Annotated in this window: 18 protein-coding genes; 8 read left to right on the forward strand and 10 right to left on the reverse strand. The window is 63.8% G+C overall.

What is annotated here, in order from left to right:
* Positions 1-92: 92 nt before the first annotated feature.
* The 3 genes from DSM104635_RS13190 to DSM104635_RS13200 all read right to left on the reverse strand — a co-directional run bounded on the left by DSM104635_RS13190 (position 93) and on the right by DSM104635_RS13200 (position 2,660).
* On the reverse strand, positions 93-443 hold the full coding sequence (locus DSM104635_RS13190) for a hypothetical protein (RefSeq protein WP_158766648.1): 351 nt from the start codon (positions 441-443) through the stop codon (positions 93-95).
* A 129-nt stretch (positions 444-572) separates the two neighbouring features.
* Entirely contained in the window at positions 573-2,171 is a 1,599-nt protein-coding gene (locus DSM104635_RS13195) for a fatty acid--CoA ligase (protein WP_158766649.1), read from the reverse strand.
* Positions 2,172-2,201: 30 nt separating this feature from the next.
* On the reverse strand, positions 2,202-2,660 hold the full coding sequence (locus tag DSM104635_RS13200) for a DUF2214 family protein (RefSeq protein WP_158766650.1): 459 nt from the start codon (positions 2,658-2,660) through the stop codon (positions 2,202-2,204).
* A 76-nt stretch (positions 2,661-2,736) separates the two neighbouring features.
* On the opposite strand from DSM104635_RS13200, the gene DSM104635_RS13205 reads away from it, so the two are divergent.
* Positions 2,737-4,605, forward strand: coding sequence for a tetratricopeptide repeat protein (locus DSM104635_RS13205; protein ID WP_158766651.1), 1,869 nt, complete (start codon positions 2,737-2,739; stop codon positions 4,603-4,605).
* Here the strand turns inward: DSM104635_RS13205 and dksA are convergent.
* Positions 4,602-5,018 carry an RNA polymerase-binding protein DksA gene (dksA, locus tag DSM104635_RS13210; protein WP_158766652.1) on the reverse strand — a complete coding sequence of 139 codons (417 nt, stop codon included), beginning with the start codon at positions 5,016-5,018 and terminating at the stop codon, positions 4,602-4,604. The two genes, DSM104635_RS13205 and dksA, sit on opposite strands and share 4 nt — an antisense overlap.
* 112 nt (positions 5,019-5,130) lie before the next feature.
* Positions 5,131-5,559, reverse strand: a complete 429-nt coding sequence (locus DSM104635_RS13215; protein WP_158766653.1) for a flagellar assembly protein FliX — start codon at positions 5,557-5,559, stop codon at positions 5,131-5,133.
* 114 nt (positions 5,560-5,673) lie between these two features.
* On the opposite strand from DSM104635_RS13215, the gene DSM104635_RS13220 reads away from it, so the two are divergent.
* From DSM104635_RS13220 to DSM104635_RS13235, 4 genes are all read left to right on the forward strand, one after another.
* Complete coding sequence (locus tag DSM104635_RS13220) at positions 5,674-6,777, forward strand: flagellar basal body P-ring protein FlgI (protein ID WP_407703490.1); 1,104 nt, start codon at positions 5,674-5,676, stop codon at positions 6,775-6,777.
* Positions 6,777-7,142 (forward strand): rod-binding protein, encoded by a 366-nt coding sequence (locus DSM104635_RS13225; RefSeq protein WP_158766654.1) that lies wholly within the window; start codon positions 6,777-6,779, stop codon positions 7,140-7,142. The genes DSM104635_RS13220 and DSM104635_RS13225 overlap by 1 nt, the downstream gene beginning before the upstream one ends.
* Positions 7,126-7,569 carry a flagellar basal body protein gene (locus DSM104635_RS13230; RefSeq protein ID WP_158766655.1) on the forward strand — a complete coding sequence of 148 codons (444 nt, stop codon included), beginning with the start codon at positions 7,126-7,128 and terminating at the stop codon, positions 7,567-7,569. Before DSM104635_RS13225 ends, DSM104635_RS13230 begins: the two co-directional genes overlap by 17 nt.
* Positions 7,570-7,681: 112 nt before the next feature.
* Complete coding sequence (locus DSM104635_RS13235) at positions 7,682-8,944, forward strand: hypothetical protein (RefSeq protein ID WP_158766656.1); 1,263 nt, start codon at positions 7,682-7,684, stop codon at positions 8,942-8,944.
* On the opposite strand, the gene DSM104635_RS13240 is transcribed toward DSM104635_RS13235, so the two are convergent.
* The 5 genes from DSM104635_RS13240 to flbT form a co-directional block, all read right to left on the reverse strand.
* Positions 8,941-9,672: a flagellin family protein gene (locus DSM104635_RS13240; RefSeq protein ID WP_158766657.1), complete on the reverse strand. Its 732-nt coding sequence runs from the start codon at positions 9,670-9,672 to the stop codon at positions 8,941-8,943. The two genes, DSM104635_RS13235 and DSM104635_RS13240, sit on opposite strands and share 4 nt — an antisense overlap.
* A 139-nt stretch (positions 9,673-9,811) precedes the next feature.
* Positions 9,812-10,114 (reverse strand): hypothetical protein, encoded by a 303-nt coding sequence (locus DSM104635_RS13245; protein WP_158766658.1) that lies wholly within the window; start codon positions 10,112-10,114, stop codon positions 9,812-9,814.
* Positions 10,115-10,176: 62 nt separating this feature from the next.
* On the reverse strand, positions 10,177-11,373 hold the full coding sequence (locus DSM104635_RS20090; protein WP_158766659.1) for a flagellin N-terminal helical domain-containing protein: 1,197 nt from the start codon (positions 11,371-11,373) through the stop codon (positions 10,177-10,179).
* Between the two features lie 203 nt (positions 11,374-11,576).
* Positions 11,577-11,924: a flagellar biosynthesis regulator FlaF gene (gene flaF / locus DSM104635_RS13255; protein ID WP_158766660.1), complete on the reverse strand. Its 348-nt coding sequence runs from the start codon at positions 11,922-11,924 to the stop codon at positions 11,577-11,579.
* Positions 11,884-12,315 carry a flagellar biosynthesis repressor FlbT gene (gene flbT, locus DSM104635_RS13260; protein ID WP_158766661.1) on the reverse strand — a complete coding sequence of 144 codons (432 nt, stop codon included), beginning with the start codon at positions 12,313-12,315 and terminating at the stop codon, positions 11,884-11,886. The genes flaF and flbT overlap by 41 nt, the downstream gene beginning before the upstream one ends.
* Before the next feature lie 333 nt (positions 12,316-12,648).
* On the opposite strand from flbT, the gene DSM104635_RS13265 reads away from it, so the two are divergent.
* Genes DSM104635_RS13265 through DSM104635_RS13275 form a run of 3 tightly spaced genes read left to right on the forward strand, consistent with a single transcriptional unit; the run spans position 12,649 to position 15,624 of the window.
* A complete protein-coding gene (locus tag DSM104635_RS13265) occupies positions 12,649-13,572 on the forward strand; it encodes a hypothetical protein (RefSeq protein ID WP_158766662.1) in 924 nt (307 codons plus the stop codon).
* Positions 13,573-13,594: 22 nt separating this feature from the next.
* Positions 13,595-14,452 carry an AAA family ATPase gene (locus DSM104635_RS13270; protein ID WP_158766663.1) on the forward strand — a complete coding sequence of 286 codons (858 nt, stop codon included), beginning with the start codon at positions 13,595-13,597 and terminating at the stop codon, positions 14,450-14,452.
* Positions 14,452-15,624, forward strand: a complete 1,173-nt coding sequence (locus DSM104635_RS13275) for a vWA domain-containing protein (RefSeq protein ID WP_158766664.1) — start codon at positions 14,452-14,454, stop codon at positions 15,622-15,624. Before DSM104635_RS13270 ends, DSM104635_RS13275 begins: the two co-directional genes overlap by 1 nt.
* Position 15,625 lies beyond the last annotated feature (1 nt).

Consider the following 15,625-nt stretch of genomic DNA (forward strand, 5'->3'; position numbering starts at 1 on the left):
ACGGCTACGTGCGGGTTCGGAGCCGCCATGGACACACTACCGTCTGATGCAGCTCGTGGAAGCGGCGGATGAACTTGTTGCCGGGATGGACGCTAAGCAGCCCACGGCAGATTTACTGGAATCGCCTGCGTCGACGGAAAGCGATCGCCTACAATCGGCGCAAGTGTTTCCGCTAGATACCGTTCGACGCCGTCGATCGAAGTCGCCGGTACAGCTGCCCACGTGACGTAGAGTCCGTCGTGACCGAATGCGAGGATTTCATCGTCGAGGCGATGAACACACAAGCGATCCGCCACGTCCCCTTGTCCAACCCTAACCACACGCGGCGCTGGGCCGCCGTGCCAGATAATGTAGACCCCGATCGTGGTGACGCGCGTCAGGATCACCCGATCGAGAGATGCGTAGTCGCCGCCAGCCAACGCCGCCCATTTCAAATTCAACATCGAACTCAACTCCCCCGCAAAGCGCGGGCGATTGGGAATAGCGCGATTCGCCGAAACGCCGTGACTCTAGAACCACAGGCAAGGCGCCTAAGCCCGCAATCCCCACTAGTTTCGAATCGGAAACAACCCCTAGTTCACGCGGCGCTCTTTGCCGCTCCAATACGGTTCGCGGAGTTCTCGGCGCAGGATTTTTCCGGTGGCGTTTCGCGGCAGCGGCGCGTCGCGGATATCGACGCTCTTTGGCGCTTTGTAGTGCGCGATGCGTTCGCGCGCGTGCGCGATGATGCTCTCGGCGTCAGGGGTGACGCCCGGCTTGGCGACGACAATCGCTTTCACAGCTTCGCCCCATTTTTCGTCCGGGACGCCAATGACGGCGACTTCAGCGACGTGCGGATGGCCGTGGATCGCGTTCTCGACTTCGGCGGGATAGATGTTCTCCGCGCCGGAGATGATCATGTCCTTGATGCGGTCTTGGATAAAGAGATAGCCGTCTTCATCGAGATAACCGGCGTCGCCGGTGCGAAGCCAGCCTTCGGCGTCGACGGTTGACGTTGTTGCATCCGGTTTGCGCCAATAGCCGAGCATGTTGGCGGCGGAGCGCGTGCAGATTTCGCCGGTTTGGTTCGGGCCGAGGACGTTGCCGGCAGTGTCGATGATGCGAAGCTCGACCCCCGGCATCGGCAAGCCGGCGGAGGCCATGCGCTTTGCGCCTTTGGGATCGTGATCTTGCGGCGGCAGATAGACGATGGTGCCGGTCGTTTCTGTCATGCCATATTGTTGGCAGAACTGGCAGCCGAACACCTCCATGCACTCTTGCAGCAAAGCGACGGGCATCGGCGATGCGCCGTAGAGGATATGCGTGAGACTGGAATAATCGATCTCACGCGCGCGCGGCATGCGGATGACGAATTGGAGCGCCGCTGGCACCATGAACATCTTGGCGATGCGTTCGCTCTGGATGAATTCGAGCACGTCGACCGGATTGAACTCGCGCGTTACGACGTTCTTCACGCCATTGATCAGACCAACCAAGCCCCAGCCAGTGCCGCCGATGTGCGCGGCCGGCATAGCGACAAGATTGACCTCGCCCGCGCCCCACTCGTTCCAGCCCATGGCGTGTTCGGCGATCTTGCGGCGCGAACGCAAGAGGTTCGCGCTGGTCAGCATCACGCCTTTGGGACGGCCAGTGGTGCCAGAGGTGTAGAGGAGCAGCGCTGTATCTTTCGGCGCGACGGCGCGCGGTGTGCCCGGCGTTTGCGCGTTGCGCCATGCTTCGTATGCCGGCAGCGCGTGCTCGCCAGCTTCCATAGCGATGAGCTGCGGCTTGGTCTCGGCTTGCTTCAGAGCATCGTGCGCGCAGGCGATGCATTCGGAACCGACGAACAGCAGCTTGGCTTGGGTGTCGTCGATGATGTAAGCGGCCTCCGCCAGTGAGAGCCGCCAGCCGATCGGCGCCATGATCGCGCCGGCTTTCGAAGCGCCCAGCACGAGTTCGAAATAGTGGTCGCTGTTCTTGCCGAGGTAAGCGATGCACTCGCCGGGCTGGACGCCGCTGGCGGCGAGCGCTGCTGCGACTTGATCGGTGTGGCGGTCGAGCGCGGCGTAGCTGGTGAGCCGGCCTTCAAAACTCAGCGCGATATGGTCTGGACGCGTGCGGCCGTGATGGCGGGCGATATCGCCCAAAGTCGCCATCGCGTCGAATTCACTAGGCTGAAGCGACGCCGCCATGCCCTGCCTCCCGTCTTGTTTTGACGGAGCCTAGCTCTGGCCGATGCCGCGCGCCATCAAAGTTGCGAACAGCAGCAAGAGCGCAATCAGGTGCACTTCGATGGTGACGAGGCGGCGGACCTTCTTCACTTCCGCTTCGGGCGGTGTGAAGGCCGCATCAGCGTTGTAGGCTTTGACCCAGCGCGTGAAGGCGCGCGTCGGCGTGATGGAGAGAAGCGCGATGACGACAAAGGTCGCTATCTTGGCCCAGAAGAAAGGCTGTACCTGATAGTATTCCCACCCCTTCTCGCCCCACAGCACGCGCGAGATCCCGGCGAGGATCAGCAGCACCGCCGAGACACCGTAGAACATGTCCACGCGCAACAAGAGGCGTGCGACGCGGCCGTCGATGGGTAAGCGCAGAATAAAGGCTTCGGCCGCAAGCGCGCCGACTAGGATGAAGGCGAAAACGAAGTGGAGCCAGGAGAGGCTGGCGTAGTGCAGGAGCATACTGATACCCACGGGTCGCGTTCTATCTGACGTCCGGCGCAGCGAAGTCAATCCGTGGCTTGGGGCGGCGCCGCCGGTGTGCGATAATCGCGCGACGGAGATGATCGTGGAGCGCAGGCTGGCGGCAGTGCTTTCGGCGGACATCGTCGGCTACGGCGCGCTGATGGAGCGCGACGAAGCCGGCACGCTTGCGCGCGTCAGCGCGGTGCTGGTCGAGATCGTCGAGCCGGCTGTCGCCGCGCAGGGCGGGCGGGTCGTGAAGCTGATGGGCGACGGGGCGCTGATTGAGTTCTCCAGCGTCGTCGGCGCGGTGCGGTGCGCACTCGATATCCAGAGCGCGATGGCCGAGCGCAATCAGGCGGCCAAGGACGGCCAAGCGCTGAGCTACCGCATCGGCGTCAATGCGGGCGACGTGATCGTACAGGGCGAAGACATATTCGGCGAAGGCGTCAACGTCGCCGCGCGCCTCCAGAGCATGGCGCAGCCGGGCGGCATCACGCTCTCGCGCGCTGCGCGGGAGCAGATCGCGGGGCGGATCGCGGCCGAATTCGACGATCTGGGCGAACACCAGGTCAAGGATATCGAGAAGCCGGTGCATGTGTTCGCGGTCCGCTCCGGCATCGCAAACCGCGCCCCGGTGGCGACCTCGCGCGTAACGATCTGTGTGCTGCCGTTCGCCAATATCAGCGGCGATCCGGAGCAGGAATATTTCAGCGACGGCATCACCGAGGACATCATCACCGACCTGAGCAAGGTGTCCTCGCTCTCCGTGGTGTCGCGCAACACGGCGTTCACGTTCAAGGGCAAAGCCGTCTCAGTGGCGCAGGCGGCGCGGCAGCTTCGTGTCACGCACATCCTGGAAGGCAGCGTGCGCAAATCGGGCGATCGGGTACGGATCACGGCGCAGCTGGTGGAAGGCGCGAGCGACAGCCATCTCTGGGCCGAACGCTATGACCGCGAGCTCAAGGACATTTTCGCGCTGCAGGACGAGATCGCCCAGGCGATCGTGGCGGCGCTGAAGCTGAAGCTCGCGCCGGAGGAGAAGAAGGCGATCGAGATGCGATCGACGTCAGATCCCGAGGCGTACAAAATATATCTGATGGCGCGGCAGTTCGACCTGCTGGCGCATGCCCGCCACCGCGAACTCATCGTTCAGCTTTGCAAGAAGGCGGTCGAGATTGACCCGAACTACGCGCGGGCTTGGGCTTTGATGGCGATCGCGCAGAGCAATGTCGCGTTGTTCGTCGCCAATAGCGAAGAAGGCTGGGCAGCGGCCGAGCGCGCGCTCTCGTTGGACCCCGGTCTGGCGGAGGCGCATTCAGCCAAGGGCCGCATGCTGGGCGACTACGGCCGGCTCGAAGAGGCGTTGCCGTTTCATCAGACCGCGCTTCGGCTCGATCCCGAGTCTTATGAAGTGAATTGCGCGGCGGCGCGGTGCTTTGTGCCGATGCGCCGCTTTGAAGAGGCCATCGCATGCCTGGAACGGGCCACGCGGGACTTCGAAAACGACATCTGGGCGGCGGGAATGTTGATCCAGTGCTACGAGGCGATTGGCTCGCCGCTGACGGCGGCTTCCGCACGCCACGCGCTGGCGCGCGCAGAGAAGCTGATCGCGATCGAGCCCGATCACGGCTTGAGTTTGAGTTTCGGCGTTGGCGCTCTGGTTGTGCTCGGCGACATCGAGCGGGCTAAGGAATGGGCGCGGCGCGCGCTGCTCGTCGATCCCGGCAATCGCAACATGCTCTATAATATCGGCTGCGGGCTGATTAAGGGCGGCGAGATCGATTGGGGACTGGACATGATCGAGGCCGTCGCCAAGGCGACGCTGCGCGGCAGTTTGAATTGGATCGCAACGGATAGCGATCTCGATCCGGTGCGCGAGCACCCGCGCTACGTTCAGATGATGGCGGACGCTGAAGCGCGGCGGGACGCCAGAGAGCCTTAGTCGTCCCGATGCACGCGTTCGCGGCGTTCGTGGCGCTCTTGGGCTTCGAGCGAGAGCGTGGCGATCGGGCGGGCTTCGAGACGCGAGAGCGAGATCGGCTCGCCGGTCTCTTCGCAATACCCGTAGGTCCCGTCCTCGATGCGGCGGAGCGCTTGATCGATCTTGGCGATCAGCTTGCGTTGGCGATCACGCGTGCGCAGTTCCAAGCCCCGATCGGTTTCGCTGGTGGCGCGGTCGGCGAGATCGGCTTCGGCGACAGTATCCTGCTGAAGCGTCGCGATGGTGCCGCGGCTCTCCTCAAGGATCTCGTCTTTCCAAACCAAGAGCTTCTTGCGGAAGTAATCCCGCTGCCGCTCATTCATGAACGGCTCGTCTTCCTTGGGCCGATATTCTTTCGTCACGGTAGAGGCCATTTCCGCACTCCCGGCGCCGTCGCGAGGCGCCTTATAGCTGCCGTCCTTGGGCGCGTCCATCGAGCAAGACTGATGCCAAACATCCCCTGTTTTCCGACAGTTGGGTGACAAATCAGCCCCTTGTTAACCCGCGTTCAAGCTTGGCGACCTCGACGGCGAGTCGGATGTCGATCTCCAGCAACACCGCATCGAGACCCGCCTCCCCGGTGAGTTCGCCACCGTGCTGCAGGCTTTCCAATTCAACCTTGAGCGCGCCAGGCGCACTGCCCATCACTAGGCCGCGCTCCAGCTTTTCCAGCGCGTCCAAGGCGTCGCGGCCGCGTTTGGTTTGGCGGGCGCGGCGCTGGGCTGGTGGCTCATCTGTCTGCAGCGCTAGGATGGCGTCGAGCGCTGTAACGCCGCCTACAGATGTCGCCGCCGTCGTTTTGGCCGGCGCTTCAGCGGCTACCGTGAAGCCCGGCGCGGCCGACTGGCCTGCCTTCTTCGTGGTCGACGCCGCGCCGACGGGACGGCCGCTCTCGATCTTCATGAAGCGGGACACTCCGCTGCTCCTGTTTATGAGCGCTTAACGTTTCGGACTTGAACGGGTCGTTAACCGAACTGGTGGCGTGTCGGTCAGATGGGATTTGCATCACGTGCGGCGCGCGCGGGGCTCATGGCGGTCGCCTCGATCGCGGCCATGACCGCGCCGTTCGCGACCCTGGCCGCCTGGGCCGGGCCGCGGATCAAGGATGTCGCCGACTTTGAAGGCGTGCGGGAAAACCAGCTGGTGGGCTACGGCCTGGTGGTGGGCTTAGCCGGCACCGGGGATTCGCTGCGCAATTCACCGTTCACGCGCCAATCGCTGGCGGCGATGCTGGAGCGGCTGGGCGTCAACGCCTCGAACGGTAACCTGAACACACGCAACGTCGCCGCCGTGATGGTAACGGCCAACTTGCCGCCGTTCGCGAGCCAGGGGGCGCGGATCGACGTGACTGTATCGGCGCTAGGAGACTCGCGGAGTTTGGCCGGCGGGCAGCTGCTTGTCACACCACTGATGGGTGCGGACCAGCAAGTCTATGCTGTTGCCCAGGGTCCGTTGGCGATTGGCGGGTTTGCCGCCTCGGGTCAGAGCGGATCTTCGGTGACGCGCGGGGTGCCCACAGCGGGGCGCATTGCGTCAGGAGCGCTGGTTGAGCGCGAGATCAATTTCGACATTGGCGCGATGCGCGAGTTGCGGCTCGCGCTGCGCAATCCGGATTTCACCACGGCGCAGCGCATTGCGGCGGCGATCAACGGCGCTATCGGTACACCAGTAGCGCGCGCTTCCAACCCCGGCACTGTTATCCTCACGCGTCCGCAAGACTACGCAGGCGACATGGTTTCGCTGGTTGGTCGGATCGAAAATCTGGAAGTGGAAGTCGACACCGCGGCGCGGATCGTGATCGACGAAAGCTCCGGCATCGTCGTGATGGGCGAGAACGTGAAGGTTTCGACCGTCGCGATCGCGCAAGGCAATCTCACGATCTCGATCCAGGAAGACCCATTTGTTAGCCAGCCCGAGCCGTTCAGCCGTGGCGGCGAAACGGTTGTGGTCCCCTCTTCTGCTGTTGATGTTGAGGAAGAAGAAGGCGGCCTGGTCGTGGTGCCGGGTGGCGTGCCGCTTCGCCAGCTGGTCAACGGCCTAAACGCGCTCGGCGTCACGCCGCGCGACATGATCTCGATCCTGCAGGCGCTGAAAGCTGCCGGCGCGATCCAGGCTGAAATCGAAGTGATGTGATGACGGACGGACCGATCCCCCTTTCTGCTCCTCTCGCTGGTGCACCACTACCGTTGCGCACGGGCGTGAATGCGGCGCGGCCGACGGATCAGGGCATCGACGAAGCGCGGCGCGCGGCGGAAGAGTTCGAAACTGTGTTCTTGGGCGAGATGTTGGGGCCGATGTTCGAGAGCCTCGACACTGACGGGCTCGGCGGCGGCGGCATGGGCGAACAGATTTTCCGGCCGATGCTGGTGGAGCGCTACGCGGAGGCGATCTCGCGCTCCGGCGGCGTCGGCATTGCCGACAGCATCGTGCGTGAACTGATTCGGATGCAGGAAATGCAGGTCATGCCAGAGGAGAGCGACGATGGTGCTGCTCGCTGACGACGCCAAGGACCGCGCCGAGCAGCTGGTTCTAGTGACCGAGCGGCTCACCGTGCTGGTTGCGGAGGACACGCGGCGAATGGAGGCGCGGTTGCCGCCGCTCGACGGGGCGGAAGGCGACGAGAAGGCCCGGCTGGCGAACACTTACCGGCTGGAGCTTACCCGCATCAAACACGACCGCAGCCTGGTCGAAGGGGCGCCGCCGGCGACGCTGAGCCGGCTGCGTGAAAGCACGGTAGCGCTGAACGAGGTGCTTGCGGCGCACGAACTCGCGCTAGGCGCCATTAAGCTCGTCAGCGAAGGCTTGGTGCAGGCGATGGCGGAGGAAGTCTCGCGTCAGCGCACCGGCGAAGCGAACTATGGATCGACCGGCGGACGAGCCGCGGCGGTCTCCCCTAGTCCGACTGTTATAGACCGAAGCGCTTAACAGCCGCCGCAATGACACCCCGATCTGGGGACGTTTTCGCCTTTCCTGTAATTCATCTTGCGGACAGCCGTTTCCCACGGCTCTTTAGACGTGGCTGCGGTCCGGGACAGGAATGAAGCACGCGAGGGTTTCTGGCGCATGGCGCGCCGGTCAAGACTATGGCGACCGGCGATCCTCGTCGGGCGTGTTGACAGCGTTTGTCTTCAACGTCTGTCTGTTGGTGCTGCCGCTGGTGAGCGCCTTCGCAGTGCTCGTGATCGGGCGAGACCATCTCTACGCGTACGAGTATTCCGAAGCCGGCTCCCGCGCGATCGGCGCGCGGGTGGCGAAGATGAACGCCGACCTGATCCAGCTCGACTTCGACCGTGTGCGCCAATGGGACGATCTGGTCGCGATGGAGCTGATGGCGGGCGATATACCCGCCGCGCGCGGGTTCTTGTTGTCAGGCGGGCAGATGTTGCCGTCACGCTATGGCGGCGCGATCAATCGCGCCTCGGCGCGGGGCGATGCAGCCACCGAACTGGCGGCGCTGGAAATCCTGACGCCGGGCACGCGTGGGCGGTACGAGACCACGGTGCCTTTGCTGTCGCGGCGCGCAGCGAACACGACGGCGCAAGCGCTGCAGGCGGGCGCGGCGGCGCCAGTCGGCGACCGGCAAGACTTCGAGCTGATGTCGCGCAATCTGCTGGCGGAGCCGAATACCGACGCGACGCAGTTTGTGCTCACGGGTTTGACGCTGGGTCTTGCGGGCGACTTCAGCCGCGCCGCCAACGACGGCGCCTCCGCCCTGCTCGCGGCCAGCCGGCGGGCAGATTATCAGCAAGCGTTCGGCGAACAGATGGATGCGCTCATCAATCGCGCCGTGCCGATCGAAGAATTCAGAAGTGCGGCGCTGGCATCAGCGCCCGCTGACGAAGCGGGCGCTTTCGCCAATGCGGCGGCTGCGTTTCGCGCCGCGGCAAACCCACAGCGCGTGGCTCAAGTGCGCGCGGCGCTCGAAGAAATCGGCGGCATGAGTGAGGCGATCTCAGCGTCGGCGGCGACGGATCTGGTAACGCACGCGACGGCGCTGCGCGACTTGCCGCGGCTTCGCCTCATCGCGCAGGCCGCCGGCGACCGTGCGGCGGCGGCGGCGAAGCGCTTGCCGCGCGACGGCGAGTTGCTGCGCGCCGCGCGCGGCGACCTAACCGTGACGCGCGAACTGGCGATCGCACTGGCGCTGATGGGACTGGCGCTTGCGGGCTTGATCGGGATCGTCGCGTGGAAAGGCTACACCGCCGGGCGGCGCATGTTCTTTGCGCAGATCGAGGACGACGATTACAGCGATCGCGGCGATCTGGTCGAGATCGGCGCCAGCAACTGGCGCCCGCTCTAAGCTCTGAACAACGACAAGACGGCTTGCGGCTCGACGTTGGCGATCGCGGGGGAACCCACGGCTTCCAGCCCTTGGCGTACTTGCAGCGCCAGAAGGCGCGCGCTGTCAGCGTCGAGATCGCCGCGCACGTTGGCAGCACCCTCGACGGCGCCGAGGAAGCCTTGATGGGCTTCGAGAGCGCGGACGCTTTCGAGCAGGCGCGTCATCGCTTCTTGCAGCTTTTCCATCGAGCGCTGCACGGTTTGTGGCAACGCCGGATCGTCGGCTTGGGCGTTGGTGGAAACACCGATGACGTCTTCCTCGGCTGGATCCGCCTTCAGTGTGAGGTCAACGCCATCGATCACAACAGGCGCACCGCCCGGCTCGGCTTGAACCTGCACTTGCTCGCCTGAAACCAGCTTGGCGCCCCGCGCCATGGCGGCTTCGAGGCGCTCGGCGAACGCTGACAGCGCTGTGTCGAGGTCGGCCTGCGAGCCGCTTTTGGCGGCGGCTTGCGCTTGAACCAGCATGGCCTGGGCTTCGTGACCCAGCGCCAGTGCTTCCTGCACCTGCGCGATGCCGTTGCGGACGCTTTCGCGCGAACCGGCGACGGCAGCGCCGCTCAGCTCGACACGATCACCCTGGACGGCTTCATCGCGCCGCGGCGCCAGCGGCGTCGGACGGGTGTAACGCTGATCAACGCCGAGCGCGCCTGCGCCCGTCGTGCCTGGGAGAATGCTCGAAACCATGTATGCCCGCTCCTTCGGATCGCGCGTCTCAAGCTCAGAGAGACGCGCGGCGCGCTTCGCCGCAGGCGTGAAGAAAGCGTAAATGCGTTAACGAAACGTTAACGGCGCCGCTCTCGAAACGAATAAATTTACGTTCTGTTTACTTTGCGAGCTGCGCGCGGAGATACGCCATGACGGCGCGTGAGTACGCGAGCTGCGATTCACTCGGGTAGCGGCGCAACATTTCCGACGTCGCGGAGTCCGTCAAGGTCGCAACGAAACGCTGCGCGTCGGGATCGAGGCGCACCAGCACTTTGTCGGGCTGCAATTCAGCGTGCTGCATCGCTTCGTATTGCGCGATGCGCCGCGCCGCCGCTTCCGCGGCGGGACTAGGCTCAGACGGCTGCGCCGGCGCGGGCGCCGGCAGCGGGTCGATGGCCTTCGGGGGAGCGATGGAAGCCATGGCTCATGCTCGGGCTGGAAACTGGCGGGAGGCCGAAGCCTCCCGCCCCTTCCGTTATCCGCTTAGCGGAAGAACGACAGCACGATCGACGGCGCCGAGTTGGCGATCGACAAGGCTTGCGCGCCGAGCTGCTGCTTAACTTGCAGCGATTGGAGACGGGCAGATTCCTTGGCGAGGTCGGCGTCGACGAGGTTGCCGATACCAGCTTCGATCGAGTCCGACAGCTTGCCCAAGAACGTCTTTTGGACGTCCAGCGCCTTGGCTTGCGAACCGAGCGTGGCGAGCTGCTTGTTGAGCAGCGTGGCCGCCGTGTCGATGGCCGCCGACGCCGATTCAGCGTTGGAGACGTTCGACAGCGAGAGAGCGGATGTCACTGTGGCCAGCGCGCCAGCGCCATCGACGGTGAAGTCGAGGTCGGTGACGGACGTGGTCACGGCGGAGTTCGTCACTGCGCCAGCAGCGACGCCCTGGCCGAGCCACGAGCGGTTGTTGGCCGGCGTGCCGGTCGCGATCGACAGTTCGTTCGTGGTGATGACCGCTTCCGGCGCAACATACGTGAACTGGCCGTTGGTTTGGTTGTAAGAAGCCGAAACGCGGCCGCCCGTGGCGGTCGAAACCGCTGTCAGGTAGTCGGCGATCGTCATCGTAGCGGTGATATCGACGGTGCCGATGGCGACGCCGTTCAGGCTGAAGATTGAATCTTCAGCTGCGGTGACGCTGCCGTTGCCGACGACGTAAGCAGAAAGCGCCGGAACCGTGCCCGCGATGGCGGTCGATGCAACTTGGCGGCCCGTGGTCGCGCCGGACAGATCCGACATCAACACCGAGAGGTTGGCACCGCCAGCGGCGACAAGGTTGGCGCCGTTGAAAGTCGCCGCACCGGCGATCTGGTTGATCTGCGAACGCAGCGCGCTGAAGTCGGCAGAGAGAGCCGCGCGTTGATCCGTGGACAAGTCTCCGGCTTGCGCGGCGACGGCCTTGTCTTTCAACTGGATGAGCAGGTCCGAGATCGACTGACCGGCCGAGAGGGCAACGTCGATCGTCGAGCTGGCGCGAGCGATGCCGTCATTGACGGACGCGAGCGCTGCGACGCGGCCACGTTGTTGCTGGGCGATGGCGAAGACCGCGCCGTTGTCCTTGGCGGTCGCGACCTTGAGGCCCGTGCTGATCCGGTTTTGAACTTGGTCGAGTTCTTTGGTGGTTTGGTTGAGGCTTTGCAGCGCGACGAGCGCGCCATAATTGGTGTTTACGCTGGCCATAGTTTTTGGTCCTTCTGGACATTGTTAACCGGCCGTTTTGGCCGGCTGGGCTCCCCGCCCGGTACGCGCGGAAATTTCCGCACGCCCTACCCCTCATGGAGCGAGACGCTTTGCGTTGGCAGTGTTTGTAAGGTTGGACGGTTAACAACGCGTCACCACCGAAACGATCGTCGGTATTTTGCGATCGGCAAATTGTGCCTAACTCAGCGCGCGAGCAGGCCTTCCATCATGGTGCGGTTGATGTCGATCAAGGGTTCGACATCGGCGCCGTCGCGCAGCACTTCGCCGGAATAGCGCGCCACCCACATGGCGAGCGAGATGATCTGGCCGCGTAGCGCCAGCGGCAGCTGGTTTTCCGGCACGGCGCAATCGGCGGAGAACACGTTCCAGAGCCGGCGGTTGGCCTCGATGGCTTCGGCGACGACGGGCGTCGACGCCGCGTCCTCTTTCACGCGCAGCAATGCCGCGGTGACTTGGCCGAAAGCACGGTACTCAAGCTCGCGCGGATTCTCAGCCTGTGTGGCTGCGCGCTGGTACGCTTTGATCGACATGCCCAAGCCCCAGGCGCTCGGCCTCATAAGAGATGAGTTTCCGGCACCGCATCAGCGCACGGTAGTATTCGCCGCCCATTACTTCTTTGGAAACGCCGATGCATTCAGCCAGCACGGCCGGATCGCGGACAGCGCCCATGAATTCGGCAAGCCTGGCGGCGAACTCGCCATAGGCTTTGTCCCGGCCCATTTCGTCGAGATACATGAGCATGATCGGGAAATAGATCCGCTTGGCCGGCGTATCGGCCTCGTCGGGCTGCATGATGTCTTTCTCGCGCAGCACGGAGGCCTTGTTTTGCAAGACCAAGGCAGCGCGGCGATCGCCATTTTGCACGACCGCGCCGTTGACGACGAACTTCTCGCCCGGTCGCAGGGACAGTTTCAGCGGCATGAGCCCTCTCCTCCCGGTTCTGGGAGTCCATCGCGTTAACACTCGCCCACGATGGTTAATGCGGTGTTGCAAAGGTTGCGTTGGCGCATCGGTTCGCCTGCGAATTGCGCTCGGGCGCATGCGGCGCCCGTTTGTGCGTGTCGTGCGCGCCGCAAACGCACCGGATAACGCGCCAACAGCAGCGGCGCGATTGATCTCACCGTTAACCGGCGCAAAGGTTCGTCGACCGGAACAACCGGCAGCGCCGTGAGAGCGCACGCGCCGCGGAGATCGCGCCGCACCGAAAACAGAGCGCGAATTTTTGACCCTGCTTTTTGGCGGGAAGGAGACCACATGCCCAATGTGCTCGACATCGCACCCCTGCGCGCGCTGGCGCGGCGGGCGGCGGCGAAAATCAGGGACCAGAAAGTCGCCGCGCGGTTTGAGAAACTGGCGATCGGCGCGCTCTTGAAGGACGAGAACAATTTTCGCGCCGCGAACGCGATCGAACTCGAATACGCGGAGGAGTGGGCCCAGCGCGCGGCAGCGCGTGGCGAGGCGGTCGCGGTGTTCAAGCTGCAGCGCTCAGTGTCGACAAAACTACACGCGGTGGCGCGGCGCTTGGCCGAGACCTGCCGCATGGCGGCGATGGATGAATCGGCGCGGCCACATGATGCGGCTGTGATTACGGCGGCGCGGGAATTCTTGGCGAAGATGGATCGCATGAACTTCGCGTTCGTGGCGGCAAGGACTCAGCGATACGCGCGCCTGCTCGCGGCCTGGGAGGATCAGCGCGAGATCGAAGAATGCTGCACGCGGCGCGTCATCGATGCGACGCAGGGGCGGACTTGGCATCGCGTGACGTCGGTCGCCGAACTGCGGCTGATCGGGCGCGAGTTTCACAATTGCCTGGCGCGTACGACACGCGTCAGCGCCGCGTATGGCGGCGGGCTCTACAATGGCGTGAGCCAGTTCTGGGTTTTGCGCAGCGCGCAAGGCGACGGCTTGATCGTGGCGATGGCGACGGCGCCGTTGGCGACGCGGTTCGCCGAAGTGCGCGGACCAAACAATGCGACGATCTACAGCGATCATCCAGATCTCACGCGCCTCGCGCACGCGCTTGGCATGCGGCCCGGCTCCCCGCCTCCACCGCCGCCGATGAGCGGCGCCGCGTTGGCGTTGGCGGCGCGGCAGTTCTGCCAATGCTTGCGATGTATGCCACCGCCGAACGAAGGCTTCCTGCGCGTGAGCTTGCACCGGAGGGCCGCCCCGCTTTAAGTCGCTCCGACAAGGAGCGCAGATGCGGTTTGAAGGCACCAAGGACTATGTCGCTACGGAAGACCTGAAGGTCGCCGTCAATGCGGCCATCACGCTCGAGCGCCCACTGCTGGTGAAGGGTGAACCCGGCACCGGCAAAACCATGCTGGCGATCGAGGTCGCGAAGAGCTTGGGCATGCCGCTGATCGAGTGGCACATCAAGTCGACGACGAAGGCCGTGCAAGGCTTGTACGAGTACGACGCGGTGATGCGACTCCGGGACTCTCAGCTTGGCGACGAGCGCGCGAGCGACATCGGCAACTACATCAAGCGCGGCAAGTTGTGGGAGGCATTCGAGGCGCCGGTGCGGCCGGTGCTGCTGATCGACGAAGTCGACAAGGCCGACATCGAGTTTCCCAACGACTTGTTGCAAGAACTCGATCGCATGGAGTTCTACGTCTATGAACTCAATCGCACGGTGAAGGCGGCGGTGCGGCCGATTGTGATGATCACGTCAAACAATGAGAAGGAATTGCCGGACGCGTTCCTGCGCCGCTGCTTCTTCCACTACATCCGATTCCCCGACGACGAGACAATGCGCGCGATCGTGGAGAGTCACTTCCCTGGTGTGAAGACGCGACTGATCAACGAGGCGCTGAAGATTTTCTACGACATGCGCAAAGTGCCGGGACTGAAGAAGAAGCCGAGTACGAGCGAGCTGCTGGATTGGTTGAAGCTGCTGCTGACGGATGACGTCGATCCGGAGACGCTGAAGAGCCGCGATCCGTCCAAGCTGATCCCGCCAATGCACGGGGCGCTGTTGAAGAATGAAGCAGATGTGATGTTGTTCGAGCGCCTGGCGTTCTTGGCGCGGCGCGAGCAGCGAGGCGGCACGAACTAGTGTTCCAACGCTTCTTCACCGAACTGCGCGCGGCGCATTTGCCGGTCAGCCTCAAGGAATACCTTGTGCTGGTCGAGGCGCTGGAGAAGGACGCCATCGCGCCGAACGTGGAGGAATTCTATTACCTCTCGCGCGCTGCGCTGGTGAAAGACGAGCGGCATCTGGACAAGTTCGACCGCGTGTTCGGGCACGTGTTCAAGGGGCTGGATAAAACCGACGAAGCCATCAACGCGGAAATCCCGGCGGAATGGCTGAAGTTGCTGACGGAAAAATTCCTGACCGACGAAGAGAAGGCGCAGATCGAAGCGCTGGGCGGTTGGGAGAAGTTGATGGAGACGCTGAAAGAGCGGCTCGAAGAACAGAAAAAGCGCCACGAGGGCGGCAACAAGTGGATCGGCACTGGCGGCACCTCCCCGTTCGGCAATGGCGGCTACAATCCTGAAGGTGTGCGCATTGGCGGCGAAGGCGGCCAGCGCAAGGCCGTGAAGGTGTGGGAAAAGCGCGAGTACAAAAACCTCGACGATTCCGTCGAGCTTGGCGTGCGCAACATCAAGCTGGCGCTGCGGCGGTTGCGCAAGTTCGCGCGCACCGGCGCGCCGGATGAATTGGACCTCGGCGGCACCATCAAGAAGAGCGCGAAGGAAGGCTATCTCGATATCGTGCTGCGGCCGGAGCGGCGCAATGCGGTGAAGGTCCTGCTGTTCCTCGATATCGGCGGCTCGATGGATTCGCACGTGAAGCTCTGCGAGGAGCTGTTCTCGGCGGCGCGCACCGAGTTCAAGAGCCTCGAATTCTTCTATTTCCACAATTGCCTCTATGAGAGCGTGTGGAAGGACAACCGTCGGCGTCACGACGAGAAGACGTTGACTTGGGACGTGCTGCACAAGTTTCCGCACGACTACAAAATAGTGTTCGTCGGCGACGCGACCATGAGCCCGTACGAGATCACCTACCCTGGCGGCTCGGTAGAGCATTGGAACGAAGAGCCGGGCGCGCTGTGGCTGCAGCGGTTGGAGCAGGTCTATGAGCGGCTGGTCTGGCTCAATCCGACGCCGCGCGCGCATTGGGACCACACGCCGTCGATCCAGGTGGTGCGCGAGATCATCGGCGACCGCATGTTTCCGCTGACGATCCAGGGGCTCGACGCGGCGATGCGTGAACTCAGCCGGTAGC

Origin of the sequence: Terricaulis silvestris (genome assembly GCF_009792355.1) — a bacterium.
Lineage (GTDB): Bacteria > Pseudomonadota > Alphaproteobacteria > Caulobacterales > Aquidulcibacteraceae > Vitreimonas > Vitreimonas silvestris.

What these genes read in the sequence shown, in the direction of transcription:
- DSM104635_RS13190 (WP_158766648.1), bottom strand. Translation starts at nt 443, where the DNA reads ATGTTGAATTTGAAATGGGCGGCGTTGGCTGGCGGCGACTACGCATCT.
- DSM104635_RS13195 (WP_158766649.1), bottom strand. Translation starts at nt 2,171, where the DNA reads ATGGCGGCGTCGCTTCAGCCTAGTGAATTCGACGCGATGGCGACTTTG.
- DSM104635_RS13200 (WP_158766650.1), bottom strand. Translation starts at nt 2,660, where the DNA reads ATGCTCCTGCACTACGCCAGCCTCTCCTGGCTCCACTTCGTTTTCGCC.
- dksA (WP_158766652.1), bottom strand. Translation starts at nt 5,018, where the DNA reads ATGGCCTCTACCGTGACGAAAGAATATCGGCCCAAGGAAGACGAGCCG.
- DSM104635_RS13220 (WP_407703490.1), top strand. Translation starts at nt 5,674, where the DNA reads ATGGCGGTCGCCTCGATCGCGGCCATGACCGCGCCGTTCGCGACCCTG.
- DSM104635_RS13225 (WP_158766654.1), top strand. Translation starts at nt 6,777, where the DNA reads ATGACGGACGGACCGATCCCCCTTTCTGCTCCTCTCGCTGGTGCACCA.
- DSM104635_RS13230 (WP_158766655.1), top strand. Translation starts at nt 7,126, where the DNA reads ATGGTGCTGCTCGCTGACGACGCCAAGGACCGCGCCGAGCAGCTGGTT.
- DSM104635_RS13235 (WP_158766656.1), top strand. Translation starts at nt 7,682, where the DNA reads ATGAAGCACGCGAGGGTTTCTGGCGCATGGCGCGCCGGTCAAGACTAT.
- DSM104635_RS13240 (WP_158766657.1), bottom strand. Translation starts at nt 9,672, where the DNA reads ATGGTTTCGAGCATTCTCCCAGGCACGACGGGCGCAGGCGCGCTCGGC.
- DSM104635_RS13245 (WP_158766658.1), bottom strand. Translation starts at nt 10,114, where the DNA reads ATGGCTTCCATCGCTCCCCCGAAGGCCATCGACCCGCTGCCGGCGCCC.
- DSM104635_RS20090 (WP_158766659.1), bottom strand. Translation starts at nt 11,373, where the DNA reads ATGGCCAGCGTAAACACCAATTATGGCGCGCTCGTCGCGCTGCAAAGC.
- flaF (WP_158766660.1), bottom strand. Translation starts at nt 11,924, where the DNA reads ATGTCGATCAAAGCGTACCAGCGCGCAGCCACACAGGCTGAGAATCCG.
- flbT (WP_158766661.1), bottom strand. Translation starts at nt 12,315, where the DNA reads ATGCCGCTGAAACTGTCCCTGCGACCGGGCGAGAAGTTCGTCGTCAAC.
- DSM104635_RS13265 (WP_158766662.1), top strand. Translation starts at nt 12,649, where the DNA reads ATGCCCAATGTGCTCGACATCGCACCCCTGCGCGCGCTGGCGCGGCGG.
- DSM104635_RS13270 (WP_158766663.1), top strand. Translation starts at nt 13,595, where the DNA reads ATGCGGTTTGAAGGCACCAAGGACTATGTCGCTACGGAAGACCTGAAG.